Raw genomic sequence first — 14,292 nt, 5'->3', positions numbered from 1 at the left:
CTAAGCTAGGATGCCGGTAGTGCGTAAGCGCTACCGGCATTTTACTTACTCTGCCTGGTATGTTGATTTCTCAAGCGGCATTTTCAGGATGGCTGAGTTGCCTCTTCGAGCCGGGTCAGCCACAGCATTGCGGTTTCCCGCTTATCCCCACACATTTCCACCGACGCCCGTAAGCCTGAACAAACTGCAGGGCGGCTGGCCAGGCCAAAAATCTTGCAAGCCAGATTTTCATCCAGTTGTATGCAGGGCACGCCCGCGGGTTTGCCATCCGGCATGCCAGGTATGGGGCTGGTGATGGATGGTGCTATGCAGCAGGCGGCGCAATGGGGGCGGCAGGAAAAAGAAGTACTCATGCGCGCATTGTAAAGTATGCGTCTCATGACACACCAGCAGAAAGTTGTACTCCATGGGATCAGCAGGCCGGAGGTGGTGAATGCACGAGCTCCCGCCTGCCTGTTACATAAGCTACATTACAACAAGATCATGGGTGATCACCCACTGATATTCATGCGCTGCGTATGCGTCCACTGATGATCATAGTCGGACACGGCAGAACCATACGTCCGGTAGGTTTTGCCTTCACCTGGCCATGGATTCATGATGTAGATATAGTTGGTGCCGTTATACACTTCATAGCCAGTACCGACCATGATGTGGCCGCCGCCATTGGTCCAGCCATAGCGGATGACGAAAGGGCGGTTGGCATTGATGTCGTTGACCACCGTATTCCATGACGATGCATAGTTATAGGCTGTATTTGGCACACCCCAATGTGCCAGAATGTTTTGCACGCTGCCACCACTGCCATACATGGAGTTGGGCTGATTGGCGTTGCTGTTCCAGTTAAAGTTGGTATTGCCGCAGGCGTAGTTCAGGCCATAAGCCCAGTTCACGATCTGGCACTGGCTGGGATTTTGATTATAAAAACTCAGCAAGGCCTTGCTGCTGCCTGCCCAGCACCACTGGCTGTGTTCTTGCGTGACCAGCGGTACATTCAATGCACGGTATTGCGCGTAAGCGCTGGTTATGCCCAGCATTGCTCCCAAGACGAGTATGAGCTTTAACAGATTTTTTTTCATGATATCTCCGTATTTATTGTAGGTATATTCAACTGGATTCTGGCTTAGCGAAAGCTGTCGATATTGCGCTTGACGCTGACGCGCAAAGGTTCAAGGATGTCGCTTTGCTCGAGCAAACCATGGTTGCCGGCTTGTGTGCCGAGTTTTTCACTGCGCTGTTGCAGCAGCAAATTCTGGCGGGCGGCTTGCAAGGGCGCAAAGCGGGCACGAGCATCGGCAGGTGAGACTACTTCCAGAAAATCCGACATGGCCTGATACACGCGGATAAAGCGCAGGTTGGAGCGTGTGCTGTTGCCATGCGCCGCAATTGCTGCATCGACATCCTTGGCCAGCACTGCGCCACCATACGAAGTGACGCCCCAGCGCCCATTGTTTTGCCGCAGGGTTGCCAGGCCTATCGGTGTGTCATTGAGGGTGATCACAAAGCGCCATTCGCCGGTCGCTTTTGCCATGCTGCGCAAATCACCGCGACCTGTCATGACATCTTGTGGCGGCACGCTATAGACTGGAAAACCATAGCCTATCTTGGCGTCCTTGAGGTCTTGCACATCATTGACTTCGAGCGGGAATTCAGATGGCAGGGTACCGCCGCGACGCTGCACATTGAATTGCACAAACTCGGCAAAATCGCGTTGTGCAGCAGCGCTGACCAGGCGTGCCTGATCGCTTGTTCCGCCAATATCGCTGGCGACATTTTGTGCCAGTAATGCAGGGCTGGCGACAGCGCAACTGATGCTGACAATCAAAGCAGCCAGGGTGGATTTTTTGAGTCTTGAAACAGGGTGAAAATGCATGATGAATTACTCCTTGGTTGGTTTTAGACTTGCTTGAGACAATAGCTCGCCCACTCAAGCGGACCGGGCGGCTTGAAACATGGCATGGCTGAGCATGCCGGACAGCATTCCCGCGCAAACGGGAATAGGGGATCCGCTTATAGAGCGCTTCAGAACTCTATAACCAGAATTTTTATGAAAAAGAAATTGCGCTGTTCAGCGTCAACAGTGGATGTGGCTGCACTGCGGTCGCATATCGTGCGAGTGCAGAAGGCTGGTGGTGATTGTAGTGATTGAGGTGATACTGAGATCATCTTTGTAGCAAGGGCCATCAAGGCGGGCTGTTTGTTGAGCGTCGTTCATGTTTTTGAACTCGGTTTTGCAATCAGTGTAAAACCCGGTTTTATAGATGGACAGCGCGCAGGCGGCCGCCATCGCGGTGACAGTGTCACCGTTCAAATGGATGAATTTCATGGTAAGCAGACTCCAGACGTCAAAGGGATGTCCGTGCGCTGTTACGCAACGGATACCCCCTCTGTCCTGGACCTGAGAGATTTCGCCTGCTGCCATGGGTAAGGCGGCAATGCTTGCTCCTTCGGTGTGCTGGGTGACGCAATCCAGCCGCTCTTCAGAGTTTGAAAACAATAACGGTCCTTTTGCCTGAGAGTTTCCGGGGCGGTTGCTCCTTCGGCGCTGCCACAATCTTTATTTGGCAGTCTCTCCCGATATTGTTTGGTGTGCTGTGCTCAACCTGTTGTGCAAGTTGTAGAAATGAGCATAGTGCACACATTATCCATTTGCAAATCATTTTTGATGTCAATAGGATTATTTTTTTGTTTTGATTGAATCTGTGATTTGCATCCCACATGCGCAAGCACGCTTGGCGTTTGCCGGTCTGTCGGGCTATGATAGGTATACAAAAATCTGAGTTGTCATCCATGCCTGATCATTTATCCAGCAAGTCCCGTCTAAAAGAAGTTTCAACCTTGAGCAAACTTGGCCTTGCCTGCGCCATGGTATTGAGTTCTGCTGCTACGCAGGTTCAGGCACAAACCAAACCGGCTACACCAATTGCGGCGAATGAAAAAGTGAAGGAGAGCGCATGGCTGTCTGATTCTGCGCTGACGCAACTGCTGCAAAAAATGGTGGAAAGCCGCTTCATGCCCTATAAGGTCGTCGGGCAAAAAAATGACAAGGACTTGCTCAGCTATAAAGCCTACTTCCATCCTTTTCCCAGGGATATGGAGAGATTCTATTCATACTGGGGCATGACCACAGTATGGTATGTCGCCCGTAAGAACAGCATGGCGCAAGAGGGCTTTCAAGAAATCTGGCACCAGTCTTTCCGCGATGCCGGGAATACTGAATTACATCAGGCAGTATGGTTAAAAAGCTCAGCAGAAAATCCTGAACTGCAAAAACTGGGCAGCAATTATGCCGATGAAGAACATGAACAAAACATCCTGGTGGGCATGTTATGGCGCGGCGAATTCAAAAAGCTGGACATTGCACTCGATAGTGCTTTTGCACAAAACAAGGCTGGCAGGCTTAAATCAAATACCCTGTATAAACGCTTTGCTACTTTGTCGCGTCTGGACAAAGACTTTCAAAAGCAGTTTGATACCTGGCTAAAATCCAGCACGTATGGCTATGCTTCTCTCGCACGTGGCATGTTCTTGCAACAGCAGGCATGGGATGCCCGCGGTGATAAACTGGCTGCTGAGACCAGCAAAAAACAGTTTGCTGAGTTTCATCAATTATCCAGCCTGGCAAGAGTCGATCTGACGAAAGCCAATGAAAAAATAAAATCATGCAGTATCTGTGCAGGTGAGTTGATCACCAGTAACAGGGCACTCAGTATCAAAGACGGTGATGATGCATTGCTGAAAATCGCCCTGCAAAATGACCCCACCCTGTATTCACCGGTATATGCCTACCTGAGCAAATTGTTGCCGCAGTGGGGCGGTTCTTTTTCTGAGATGGAGACCTTCATCGGCAACATCAGAAAAACCACCGGCGATGAAATACTGGTCGATGATTTGAAATCACGTCTTTGCTATTACCGCGGCATCGCCATTTATCGCGAAGACCAGGAAGGTGCCCGCACCTGGTTTGAGCGCGGCCTCAACAGCCAGCCATATCAGTTACTGGTCAATGAACTGGCCCTGCTGTACGCCAAAAAGAACAACCACAAGCAAGCCATCGCCCTGTTGGAAAAGAGCATGGCAAATGGCAATGAATGGGATATCTACACTCTCGAAGCCCTGGCGCAGTCATACTTCGCGCTGGGCATGCAGGCCAAGGGGGACAAGCTCATCGCCAGGCGGGATGAGGCTGTGAGGCGGTTCAAGAATGGAGAGTAGGGGCTTTGTGTTCTTCTGGCCTGGGTGAGTGGGCTAAAGCCATACTTAGTCCATCAAACAACCTTCAATCACTGCCTATCAGTTAAAATCCAGACTGCCTCATCGAGAAGAATTTCCCTTGTGCAATTAACCTGGCGCTTCATTTACTCCCCTGCTTACGCAGTACTCATGCTATCCCTGTGCATGCTGGTGGCCTGCGCCCGTAATGAGTCAGTGCAAACACTGGAGCAGCGTGATCTCATGCGCCTGGTGTTCAAGGGCTGGGATATCAATGACGACAAAGACATCATCAGGACACCGCAACTAAAGGCAGAGTTGCCAGCGTCGATTCCCACGACAACCCAACTGGCATTGCGCATGCATGCCCTGCATGTACAAAAACTCGATGCAGATACGGCAGTCCTGCTGGTCAAGGGCGAGCCACTGGCATCGGGTTTGCCCAATTTGATTGCCGCTTACTGGTTCAAACGCCGTGGTGAAGCCTGGTCACTAACCAATCGTCAGGATGTGGTTGAATGGCTGGCTGCCAACGGTCGCATCAGCAAGACCAGCATGGTGGAATTATTTCCAGGTGACTTTGCCATGGCGATAGAACACAGCCATGTAGAAAAAAACGAAGTCCATGTCTGGCTGCGCCTGTTGCGCATAGAAGCAGACAAGATCACCCCATTGTTTGACAAAGACCAGGATGTCGATCTGGTCAAGCATGTAGAGAGTGGCCCTGAATGTGAAAGCATGATGCGCCCCGGCAAAGGCAAGCACCCACGCCTGCACCTGCATGAAAACGAACAAGACCCGCCGCATTGCTATGACTACCTGGCGAAGTGGGAACTCGCCCCCGGCATCGCCGCACCCGGCCCGCTCATCGTCGAATTTGCAGGTAAAACTTACGGTTACCGCCAGATCAGCCGCATGACCGACAGTGCGGGCGAGCGCACCAACACCTATGACTTCGTCATCACCGCACAAAAGGGCAAGAAGAAGCTGGTGTTTGATGCTGATACACAGAAGTATGTCGTGGCAAATGACAAGCCGGTCAAAACCAAATAGGCGCAGTGGATCGTAGTGAAATTTATGGGCGACCTGCCGCCACCCATGTAATCAATTCGTCCAACGCAGCTTTTGCCTTGATGGCTTCATCATGATTGATCATCGCCGCGACTATCCATTGCTGGTCATTGATATCCCGTACATAACCGGCAATCGCCACCACATCTTTCAAGGTGCCGGTCTTGATGCGGGCGCGCAATTCTGCCGGCCCACCTTTGAGGCGACGGCGCATGGTGCCATCCATGGAGGCCACCGGCAGGCTGCTGGCAAATTCTGCATACCAGTTGCTGCGGGCGGCCGCCTGCAATAAACCCGCCATTTGTTGTGGGCTGATACGTTCAATTCGTGAAAGGCCGGAACCATTTTCCAGCACCAGCCCCGCATCGTTGATACCCTGCCTGAACAACCATTGGCGTATGCGTGCGTCCGCTGCCTGCAGGTTAGTCATGCCCTGCTTGTTGGCGTATTCTGCACCCAGAGTCAGGTACAGCATGCGCGCCATGACATTGTCAGATTGCTTGTTGATGATGCGAAGTATGTCTGCCAGTGGCTCGGACTGGCGCTCTGCCAATACCGTCACCGAGGCGGGTGTCTTGCCATCGCGCACTTCGCCCTGCCAGGTACCGCCCATCTCTTGCCACAGCGCGCGTATCAGGTGCGCAAGGTATTGGTTGCGGTCCAGGATATTGATATTGTTCGTGATCTTGCAGCGCTTGGGAAAACCGCCGTTGAGCGTGATTTCCAGCCCGGCTTTGGTGGTCTGACGCAGTGGTTTTTTACTGGCTGGCGCGTTTGGATTATCTGTCTCGGGATCTTCCGCCATGTTGTTGACAGTCTCTATCACAGGCGGCTGCCACTCGGTCTCCCAGGCAGAGCAGGGCAGCTCATTGAAGTGCAGGTGATTGACGATCTTGACCTTGTCCAGTGGCGTGTTCAGGCGCGCCTCTATCTTGTCCGTCGTTGATTCCAGAGAGATGCTGCTGAGGTTGCTGTTGACCAGCAGTGCATCGGGTATGACGTTGTAATAAGCATCGGGGAATTCATCGAATTGTGCTGCACCTATGTCTGGCCGCTCAGGCTGGAAATAGCTGCGGTCAAGAATGATGTCACCACGCAGGCGGCGCAAGCCCTGGTTGCGCAGGCTACGCAACATGCTGCCCAGTTTTTCTATCGTCAGGTTGGGCTCACCGCCACCACGCAGGTAGAGGTTGCCAGTGTAGATGTCTTTTTTGCTGCTCTTGTCCGCCAGTATCTGCGTTTTCCAGCGAAAGGTCGGCCCCAGTTCTTCTAACCCTACGATAGTCGTCGCCAGCTTCATCGCCGATGCCGGGTTCATGGGCCGGTCTGCGGCTTGCAACAAGACTGGCTGGCCTCCGTTGGCAGGCATGACGATTGCGCTGAATGCCTGGACCGGCACATTTGTTCTGCTGAATGCTGCTTCAACAGTCGTCGGCAAACTGGCCTGTGCGAAAGCAAAAGCAGGTAGCAAGGGTAAAACGGACAAGAGGCAGGCAGGAGCTAAGCGCATAGATACAGTAGTGGTGACATTGAGCCATATTGTAGAGCAGGCAAGAAAGGGAAACAGGAAAGCGTTCTTTTTGTGCAATGAAATTTTGTCTGCGCCACATATCTTCTGGTTATTTGCCCGTCTTGATCTACACTGCAAAAGACAAAAATCAGGCTTTAATATTGATGTAAACCCAAGAAAGCAGCTTTGCTAATGCAAATATTGCTTAATCAACATTCAATTAATACTGGGTTACAGCAGCAAATATGACATAAGCCCTTGATTTCCTTTATAATTTCGCCCTTTCCCTGTCACCGGCCATCACCATGAGCTTGCTTGTCAACCAGACCGAACTGTTATCGCCCGCCAAAACTGTAGAGATAGGCCGCGAAGCGATCTTGCATGGTGCTGATGCCGTGTATATCGGTGGCCCTTCTTTTGGTGCGCGTCACAATGCCAGCAATGAGATCAGCGAGATCGCCAGCCTGGTGGAATTTGCCCACCGCTATCATGCCCGCATCTTCGTGACCATGAATACCATCCTGCATGATTCAGAACTGGAGCCTGCACGTAAGCAGATACACCAGTTGTATGATGCCGGCGTCGATGCCCTCATCGTGCAAGACATGGGCATACTGGAACTTGACATCCCGCCTATACAGTTGCATGCCAGTACCCAGTGCGATATCCGTGGCGTGGAAAAAGCCAAATTCCTCGGTGATGTCGGTTTCTCGCAATTGGTACTGGCACGTGAACTGACGATCAAACAAATACAGGCCATCAAGGCACAGGTTGCCACGCCACTTGAATACTTCGTTCATGGTGCATTGTGCGTAGCCTTCTCTGGCCAATGCTATATCTCACATGCCGACAATGGCCGCAGCGCCAACCGTGGCGATTGCTCACAAGCCTGCCGCCTGCCTTATACACTCAGCGATGGCGAGGGCAGGGTGGTCGCCTATGAAAAACATCTGTTGTCGATGAAAGACAATGACCAGAGTCGCAACCTCGAAGCCCTGCTCGATGCAGGCGTGCAGTCATTGAAGATAGAAGGCCGCTACAAGGACATGGGCTATGTCAAGAACATCACTGCCCATTACCGCTTGCTGCTGGATGAGATTTTAGAGCGCAGGCCAGAATTCACGCGTGCTTCCAGCGGCCATAGCCAGGTTGCCTTCACACCCAATGTCGATAAAAACTTCCACCGCGGCCATACCGATTATTTTGCCAATGGCCGCCTCGATAACATAGGTGCATTCGACTCACCCAAATATGTGGGCCTGCATCTCGGTTATGTGACCCGCCTGGCCGCCAACTTCTTTGAGATAGAAGCCAATGAACCCATGTCGAATGGCGATGGCCTCAACTACATGGTCAAGCGCGAAGTCGCAGGCATACAGGCCAACACGGTAGAGCGCGTAGGCACATCAGAAAACGGTGAAATCTGGCGCGTATTCCCGAATGAGAAAATGGCCGATCTGGTCAGCCTCAAAGTCGGCACCCTGATCAACCGCAACCGCGATCATCGCTGGGAACATGCGCTGACCAAAAAATCCGCCGAGCGCCGCATCCCTGTCTATATGACTCTGACAGAACAGGCAGAAGGTTTGAGCCTGAAGATCACTGATGAAGACGGCGTGACTTCTGAAGTCAGCACGCAACTGGCACTGGAACCCGCACAAAACCGCGATAAGGCAGAGGCTGGTTTGCGCGACAACCTCGCCAAGCTCGGCAACACCATGTTTGAAGCTGCGCAAGTCAATCTCGATTTGCAGCAGCCCTGGTTCGTGCCATCTTCCGTCATCAACGCCCTGCGTCGTGATGCCGTCACTGCGCACGAAGCGGCACGCCTGTCTGCATGGCAGCGCCCTGAGCGCACGCCTGCAGTCGAACCGCCAGTCGCGTATCCAGAAACAACTCTGAGCTATTTAGCCAACGTGTACAACCACAAGGCCCGCAGCTTTTATGAAAAGCACGCCGTACAACTGATCGCCGCCGCCTACGAAGCCCATGAAGAACCGGGCGAAGTATCGCTGATGATCACCAAACACTGCCTGCGTTTCTCCTTCAACCTCTGCCCCAAACAGGCCAAGGGTGTGCAAGGTGTACAAGGCCAGGTCAAGGCCGAACCCATGACCCTGGTCACAGGCGAAGAAAAATACACTCTCAAATTTGATTGCAAGCCGTGTGAGATGCACATCATAGGCGCAATGAAAAAGCACATCCTGCAGGCACCACCGCCTTCATCTGTGCAATACAGTACGGTGACCTTTCATAAGAACAGACCGCAGACGGTGTGATGGTTTAGTGAATGGAAATTGCAGGCTCAAAAAGTAAAAATGCTTTTTGGGCCTTTCTTCTATTGTGGGTCAGGGTTTGTGAAAATTCTGGCGAGTGGCACGTCGCATCAATGTGATAAGCTGGAACAAGCTTTTTGCATCAGCTTTTATCGTCACTATTTTTGCCACTTTTTTGTCACTTAAGGAGAAGCTGCGGTGCTCATAAAATTCAAGTTGAAAAGCCTGGTTTGCGCGTGCCTGACATTCAGCCTGCTCCAGCCCGCATTTTCTGCAGAGACTTGCCCACGCCGGGATGCTTCTTTTCCCCTCTCGGTTACAGTTTTCGACGGTGCACCAGAAGAGCTTGCCAGTCTGGTGCCAGAAGAGAGTGGCAAGCATTCAGGTTACTGGATATTGGGTTCGGTATACGATCAAAAGCGCTACGTTACGGTGCTCTGCAAATACGCCGATGGACATGTTGAGCGGGTTGATCTCAAACAAAGGATCAGCAAATGCAATTATCAAATCAACAAGAAAAATCAGTTTAGTATTCAATGTAAGTGAATGCTGTCATGACTGGCGACTTTTCACGAGACCCGGCGACAGAGTGGGGTGATGGCTTGCTGGATGTAAATTGATAGGTCCGAAAGCAGAATGATCGGCATCGCACGAAACCACATAATGTTTCGACAGCCAATCAAAGCTTGATACTCTTGAAATTATGGGTTGATTATATGTTGTCGTACAACATGGATTTTGGCAAATAAAGCAAGCAATAATTCCTGACAGCACCATTAGTAATTGTTATCTATGAATCTGAAAGATAATATCATCCACAAGTGTTGATGTTTTCCGAAAACGGCCTTCATTATAATTCTCAGTTGTAGGATGTCCTATAACAATGTATAGTTTTAGATATATTTAATCCGGCATTGGCATTGCACTAGAAATTTAGTCGCATGTGATGCTGAAAAAACTATACAAATGGGGACAGGATGGACGCGCAAGCATTAGCAGCAGGCAGGCAGAACAGCCAGACACGCACAGGAACCCGCTGGGGTATCTTGCTGATTTTATTTATCGTAACGACCATCAACTATGCTGACCGTGCATCCATCTCCATCGCCGGGCCGGAGTTAAGCAAGAGCCTGGGCCTGTCATCTGTGCAGATGGGCTTTATCTTTTCAGCGTTTGCCTGGTCTTATGTGCTGGCGCAAATCCCTGGCGGATGGCTGCTCGACAGATATGGTTCCAAGGGGACTTATTTCTTCAGTATCTTTCTGTGGTCATTTTTTACGATGCTCATGGGCCTGGTGGGTTTTCTGTCGGGGGCGGCGGCGATTGCCGTACTGTTTGCGCTGCGCCTGCTGGTTGGTGCGGCAGAGGCTCCATCGTTTCCTGGTAACAGCCGTATTGCATCTGCCTGGTTCCCTGTCAGTGAGCGCGGGCTGGCTGCAGCGATATTCAATTCTGCGCAATATTTTGCGACCGTGATTTTTGCGCCTTTCATGGGCTGGATAGTCCATCAATGGGGATGGCCCAGTGTGTTCTATGTCATGGGTTCTCTGGGCATCATGATGTCTGTGGTCTGGAAGTTCAAACTGCACGACCCGCAAACGCATCCGCGCATCAATGCTGCTGAACTGCAGTATTTAAAAGATGGCGGGGCCTTGATTGATCTTGAGACTGCGCACCAGACAAAAAAAGCAGAGCAGCTTGATACTGCTTCCATCATCAAACAATTGCTGTCCAACCGCATGCTGCTGGGGGTATATATCGGCCAGTATTGCATCAATACGCTGACGTATTTTTTCCTGACATGGTTCCCGGTGTATCTGGTGACAGAGCGGCACATGACTATTCTCAAAGCAGGTTTCGTCGCAGCCATACCCGCTATCGCAGGCTTTATTGGTGGGGTACTCGGCGGTATTATTTCTGACCGCATGATTAAGGCCGGTGTGTCTTTGTCGAAGGCCAGAAAAACACCTATAGTTATTGGCCTGTTGATGGCGATGAGCATGATCTTCTGCAATTACATCAGCACAGATGCAATCGTCATTGCGACCATGTCACTGGCATTCTTTGGCAAAGGCATAGGCGCTCTTGGTTGGGCGGTAGTTTCCGACACAGCACCAAAAGAAGCGGGTGGCCTCAGTGGTGCGCTGTTCAATACTTTTGGCAACGTCGCCGGTATTACTACGCCCATCGTCATTGGTTATATCCTGCAAGCGACTGGTTCATTTGCCGGCGCCCTGGTTTTTGTCGCTGCCAATGCTGCCATCGCTATTTTTTGCTATGTGTTTATTGTCGGTGATATCAAGCGCATGGAATTCAAACCAGTCACCGCTTAAAGAAAAAGTGGGTAGCGAATTCGCCAGAAGCTGCACTCAAAACTCTTTGTAAGGCTCGCGCACTTTCAACGGCATATAGTCGTGTTTGTTATCAAAGGCGAAGAGTTTGTCCTCAGACATCTTCTTCATTTTCCTTGCCAGATATTCCTGTATGGATTTTGGCAAGGAAAAGAAATTCTCGCTTGCCGTCGTGAACGCATCGCCATGATAAGGGCCGGTTGTAGCCCGTATCACCACTTTGCTGCCCTTGTAAAACATGACGATCTTCAGGCGGCCAAAATAAGGGTCGTCGCGTATTTTCAAGTCATCTTCAGCGTATATGCGATATACCAAAATGGCTTCCATGTTGCCATCTGCATCAATATCCTTAATCTCGGTATGCTGCTGCCAGAATGTCACACCAGCTTCATTTTCTATGACGCCAGGGCGTTTGGCGCTGTCACGTATGATGATGGGCGAACTCAGGGTCTGGTCGTTTTCCAGCTTGAACAGATGTGTCTCAATGATGGTGGACAAATTTCTGGATGCGTAGGGCAGGTCCTGCTTTTCAGCCAGGTAAAGTACATAATTACCCGTTTTATCGCTGTAGCAATAGTGTCGGACTACAGGTATTTGTATTTTTGATTTTTTTAAAGTATCTGCACTCAATAACATAGCGTCATTGGCGCAGCCCGTATTTCCAATTTTGGTTTGACTCCACGCGAGGGATGGCAATAAAAAAGTCAGGAAAACGATTGAAGTCAGTTTCATAAGTGGAACGTTGTCAGACATTCGGAATAAAAATATATTGGCAAGACAAACGCTAGCCAGGTGTCAATGTTAAGAATGGTATTGGTAGCAAACCGGGCTATTTCGCCATTGCGTCAGTCACGGGCAATGCTGGCAAGCGCTTGCGCAATATCAGCATACCGATAAGTCCGGCAGCAATCAGGGCACCGGAGATAAATTCTGCCTGCGTCGCATGGATGCCAAGGACATCGAATACAGGATTGATGCGGATTTTTTCTATCAGCAAACGTTCTACCCCAGCCAGCAACATATACATGGAAAACAGCCATCCAGCGTGGAAGCGATTTTTCCTGAAAGCCCATAACAAGGCAAAGCAAGCCATGCTCATCAAAACTTCATACATGGGTGTGGGGTAAACGCCTGGTGCTGCAATTATGGCACCGACGATATTGTTGTCATAGGTTTGCGCCCATGCCCATAGCGGCAGCCAGTCTGGTTTGAGCGCCAGGTTTGCCACGCTGCCCCAGTCACCATCACCAGATACCTGGCAACCGATGCGGCCTATGGCGTAGCCCAGCATCATCGCTGGTGCTGCCGCATCAAGCGCGGGGCGCAAGGCCAATTGCCACCGTCTGACACAGTAAAGGCCAGCCAGCGTACCTGCGATCAGTCCGCCAAAAATACTCAGACCAGACGTGGTGAATATCATCGCCCACGGGCTGGCCATGAACTCGTCGGTATGTTCAAATATATGAAATAGCCTGGCACCAGCAATACCGGCCAGCATGACCACAAAGCTGAGATCGGCGACGATTTCTTGCGGTGGCACTTCTATCACAGTACTGACGCCCCTTTCATTTTTGCTCTTCATTCTGGCATTACTGATTTGCCCATTACTGTGCTTGCGCTGCAGTTCACGCTTGAGCGTATATGCAGCAACCAGCATGGCAATAGCAACGAAGAGGCCAAACATGGGGATAGGCAGTGGTAGCGAAATGCCAAACAGACTGCGTACTACATCTGTCAAATAGGGAAAGGCCATTTGAGTCTTTAGTCAAAAGATGATTTTTTTATCTTAACATGGGGTATCTCAGCACGTATTTCGAGCTTGATTTTGTAGTGAGGCTCGTGGATAGCCTAATTTCCCATCGATTTTCTCGGCACGAATTGATAACTATTATCGAAGCCATACAGATTATCCCTGTACATGCCAGTCATTTTCTTCACCAGGTGTTTTTGCACTGAGGCAGGCAAAGTGAAGAAGTTCTCAGTCGCTGTCGTCTTGCGTTCGCCATCCAGATTACCCGTGATGGCACGTATGACGACTTTGCTTCCCTTATACAGCATGATGATCTTGATGCGTCCTGAAAAAGCATCGCGATCTATCTTCGTCTCATCCTTGTTGTAAAAGCGATAGACCAGGATGGGCTCAATATTGCTATCATTATCGATGTCGCTGATTTCTGTCAGCTTGCTCCAAAATTCCATGCCCGCTTCATCAGCATTCGCCTTGTCACGTATGCTGGCAATACTGTTCAGGGACTTGTCAGCCTCTATCTTCAGCAGGTGCGCTTCTACAGCGCTGGCCAGTTTTTCTTCACCTTGCTTTATATCCTGCCTTACATCCTGCTTTTCAGTCAGATAAAGTACATAGTTGCCAGACTGGTCGCTATAGCAGTAATGCTTGAACACCGGCAGGACAATGCCGGATTTTTTCAATGTTTCTGCCTGTAGCAGGCGCGCATCAGCACAGGTGGCTTTGCCATCCTTGCCCTGGCCAAAAGCGAGCGCAGGTAACAGGAAAAACAGGGGGAGCAGATATTTCATGGCAGCAGTTGGCGCTATTCGCGCCTTATTGATTCTTTGATCAGGGCGCTTAGCTTAGCAAGAAAACTCTGTAACACCTGTATTACTTTGTTGCAGTAACAGTTTTTGCCTGTACTTTGCTTCCCAACCTTGCTGTTCACCAGACAAGGGTGTGGGCATGACAAATGTCATGCAATACTGCTTACAGCCGCTACTTATGCACCTGACTTTGCTTCTCTATACTAGTGGACTGTAACAGTGGAATCGAGAGTGAAGGGCATGTGCCCGGCGCATCAGGGCAAGACGCAAAACACAGCGATAGCGAGGCTATCGCGAGTATTTGCAACGCAGCCAT

Annotated in this window: 14 protein-coding genes and 1 riboswitch; of the genes, 6 read left to right on the top strand and 8 right to left on the bottom strand. The window is 50.6% G+C overall.

Annotation, left to right across the window (positions count from 1 at the left end; all coding sequences use genetic code 11):
* Positions 1 to 83: 83 nt before the first annotated feature.
* The 4 genes from UNDYM_RS18240 to UNDYM_RS18225 form a co-directional block, all read right to left on the bottom strand.
* On the bottom strand, positions 84 to 353 hold the full coding sequence (locus UNDYM_RS18240; RefSeq protein WP_162042303.1) for a YkgJ family cysteine cluster protein: 270 nt from the start codon (positions 351 to 353) through the stop codon (positions 84 to 86).
* 138 nt (positions 354 to 491) lie between these two features.
* On the bottom strand, positions 492 to 1,079 hold the full coding sequence (locus UNDYM_RS18235) for a C39 family peptidase (protein ID WP_162042302.1): 588 nt from the start codon (positions 1,077 to 1,079) through the stop codon (positions 492 to 494).
* 44 nt (positions 1,080 to 1,123) lie between these two features.
* On the bottom strand, positions 1,124 to 1,873 hold the full coding sequence (locus UNDYM_RS18230; RefSeq protein ID WP_174244953.1) for a hypothetical protein: 750 nt from the start codon (positions 1,871 to 1,873) through the stop codon (positions 1,124 to 1,126).
* Positions 1,874 to 2,074: 201 nt separating this feature from the next.
* Positions 2,075 to 2,326, bottom strand: coding sequence for a hypothetical protein (locus UNDYM_RS18225; protein WP_162042301.1), 252 nt, complete (start codon positions 2,324 to 2,326; stop codon positions 2,075 to 2,077).
* A gap of 164 nt (positions 2,327 to 2,490) precedes the next feature.
* Positions 2,491 to 2,587, bottom strand: a riboswitch (glycine riboswitch).
* A gap of 203 nt (positions 2,588 to 2,790) precedes the next feature.
* On the opposite strand from UNDYM_RS18225, the gene UNDYM_RS18220 reads away from it, so the two are divergent.
* Entirely contained in the window at positions 2,791 to 4,215 is a 1,425-nt protein-coding gene (locus UNDYM_RS18220) for a M48 family metallopeptidase (protein WP_162042300.1), read from the top strand.
* Positions 4,216 to 4,383: 168 nt separating this feature from the next.
* On the top strand, positions 4,384 to 5,265 hold the full coding sequence (locus tag UNDYM_RS18215) for a hypothetical protein (RefSeq protein ID WP_162042299.1): 882 nt from the start codon (positions 4,384 to 4,386) through the stop codon (positions 5,263 to 5,265).
* A gap of 22 nt (positions 5,266 to 5,287) precedes the next feature.
* Here UNDYM_RS18215 and dacB read toward each other — a convergent pair whose 3' ends face one another.
* Positions 5,288 to 6,652: a D-alanyl-D-alanine carboxypeptidase/D-alanyl-D-alanine-endopeptidase gene (gene dacB, locus UNDYM_RS18210; RefSeq protein ID WP_162042298.1), complete on the bottom strand. Its 1,365-nt coding sequence runs from the start codon at positions 6,650 to 6,652 to the stop codon at positions 5,288 to 5,290.
* On the opposite strand from dacB, the gene UNDYM_RS18205 reads away from it, so the two are divergent.
* From UNDYM_RS18205 to UNDYM_RS18190, 4 genes are all read left to right on the top strand, one after another.
* Complete coding sequence (locus UNDYM_RS18205; RefSeq protein WP_162042297.1) at positions 6,651 to 6,986, top strand: hypothetical protein; 336 nt, start codon at positions 6,651 to 6,653, stop codon at positions 6,984 to 6,986. The genes dacB and UNDYM_RS18205 overlap by 2 nt on opposite strands.
* 112 nt (positions 6,987 to 7,098) lie before the next feature.
* Positions 7,099 to 9,072, top strand: coding sequence for a U32 family peptidase (locus UNDYM_RS18200; protein ID WP_162042296.1), 1,974 nt, complete (start codon positions 7,099 to 7,101; stop codon positions 9,070 to 9,072).
* Between the two features lie 213 nt (positions 9,073 to 9,285).
* Complete coding sequence (locus UNDYM_RS18195) at positions 9,286 to 9,615, top strand: STY0301 family protein (RefSeq protein ID WP_162042295.1); 330 nt, start codon at positions 9,286 to 9,288, stop codon at positions 9,613 to 9,615.
* Positions 9,616 to 10,046: 431 nt separating this feature from the next.
* Entirely contained in the window at positions 10,047 to 11,402 is a 1,356-nt protein-coding gene (locus UNDYM_RS18190; protein ID WP_162042294.1) for an MFS transporter, read from the top strand.
* A 36-nt stretch (positions 11,403 to 11,438) separates the two neighbouring features.
* Here UNDYM_RS18190 and UNDYM_RS18185 read toward each other — a convergent pair whose 3' ends face one another.
* The 3 genes from UNDYM_RS18185 to UNDYM_RS18175 form a co-directional block, all read right to left on the bottom strand.
* Complete coding sequence (locus UNDYM_RS18185; protein ID WP_162042293.1) at positions 11,439 to 12,152, bottom strand: M949_RS01915 family surface polysaccharide biosynthesis protein; 714 nt, start codon at positions 12,150 to 12,152, stop codon at positions 11,439 to 11,441.
* A gap of 97 nt (positions 12,153 to 12,249) precedes the next feature.
* The gene (locus tag UNDYM_RS18180) at positions 12,250 to 13,173 is read right to left on the bottom strand and encodes a prolipoprotein diacylglyceryl transferase (RefSeq protein ID WP_162042292.1); all 924 of its coding nucleotides are present in this window, start codon (positions 13,171 to 13,173) and stop codon (positions 12,250 to 12,252) included.
* A gap of 95 nt (positions 13,174 to 13,268) precedes the next feature.
* Entirely contained in the window at positions 13,269 to 13,958 is a 690-nt protein-coding gene (locus tag UNDYM_RS18175) for a M949_RS01915 family surface polysaccharide biosynthesis protein (RefSeq protein WP_162042291.1), read from the bottom strand.
* Positions 13,959 to 14,292 lie beyond the last annotated feature (334 nt).

Source organism: Undibacterium sp. YM2 (assembly GCF_009937975.1).
Classification (GTDB): Bacteria; Pseudomonadota; Gammaproteobacteria; order Burkholderiales; family Burkholderiaceae_D; genus Undibacterium.
The sequence above is the reverse complement of the archived record's forward strand: the minus strand, read 5'-3'. Positions and strand labels throughout refer to the sequence as shown.

Coding starts and splice junctions, on each gene's coding strand:
- UNDYM_RS18240 (WP_162042303.1), bottom strand. CDS start 353: ATGAGTACTTCTTTTTCCTGCCGCCCCCATTGCGCCGCCTGCTGCATA.
- UNDYM_RS18235 (WP_162042302.1), bottom strand. CDS start 1,079: ATGAAAAAAAATCTGTTAAAGCTCATACTCGTCTTGGGAGCAATGCTG.
- UNDYM_RS18230 (WP_174244953.1), bottom strand. CDS start 1,873: ATGCATTTTCACCCTGTTTCAAGACTCAAAAAATCCACCCTGGCTGCT.
- UNDYM_RS18225 (WP_162042301.1), bottom strand. CDS start 2,326: ATGAAATTCATCCATTTGAACGGTGACACTGTCACCGCGATGGCGGCC.
- UNDYM_RS18220 (WP_162042300.1), top strand. CDS start 2,791: ATGCCTGATCATTTATCCAGCAAGTCCCGTCTAAAAGAAGTTTCAACC.
- UNDYM_RS18215 (WP_162042299.1), top strand. CDS start 4,384: ATGCTATCCCTGTGCATGCTGGTGGCCTGCGCCCGTAATGAGTCAGTG.
- UNDYM_RS18205 (WP_162042297.1), top strand. CDS start 6,651: ATGACGATTGCGCTGAATGCCTGGACCGGCACATTTGTTCTGCTGAAT.
- dacB (WP_162042298.1), bottom strand. CDS start 6,652: ATGCCTGCCAACGGAGGCCAGCCAGTCTTGTTGCAAGCCGCAGACCGG.
- UNDYM_RS18200 (WP_162042296.1), top strand. CDS start 7,099: ATGAGCTTGCTTGTCAACCAGACCGAACTGTTATCGCCCGCCAAAACT.
- UNDYM_RS18190 (WP_162042294.1), top strand. CDS start 10,047: ATGGACGCGCAAGCATTAGCAGCAGGCAGGCAGAACAGCCAGACACGC.
- UNDYM_RS18185 (WP_162042293.1), bottom strand. CDS start 12,152: ATGAAACTGACTTCAATCGTTTTCCTGACTTTTTTATTGCCATCCCTC.
- UNDYM_RS18180 (WP_162042292.1), bottom strand. CDS start 13,173: ATGGCCTTTCCCTATTTGACAGATGTAGTACGCAGTCTGTTTGGCATT.
- UNDYM_RS18175 (WP_162042291.1), bottom strand. CDS start 13,958: ATGAAATATCTGCTCCCCCTGTTTTTCCTGTTACCTGCGCTCGCTTTT.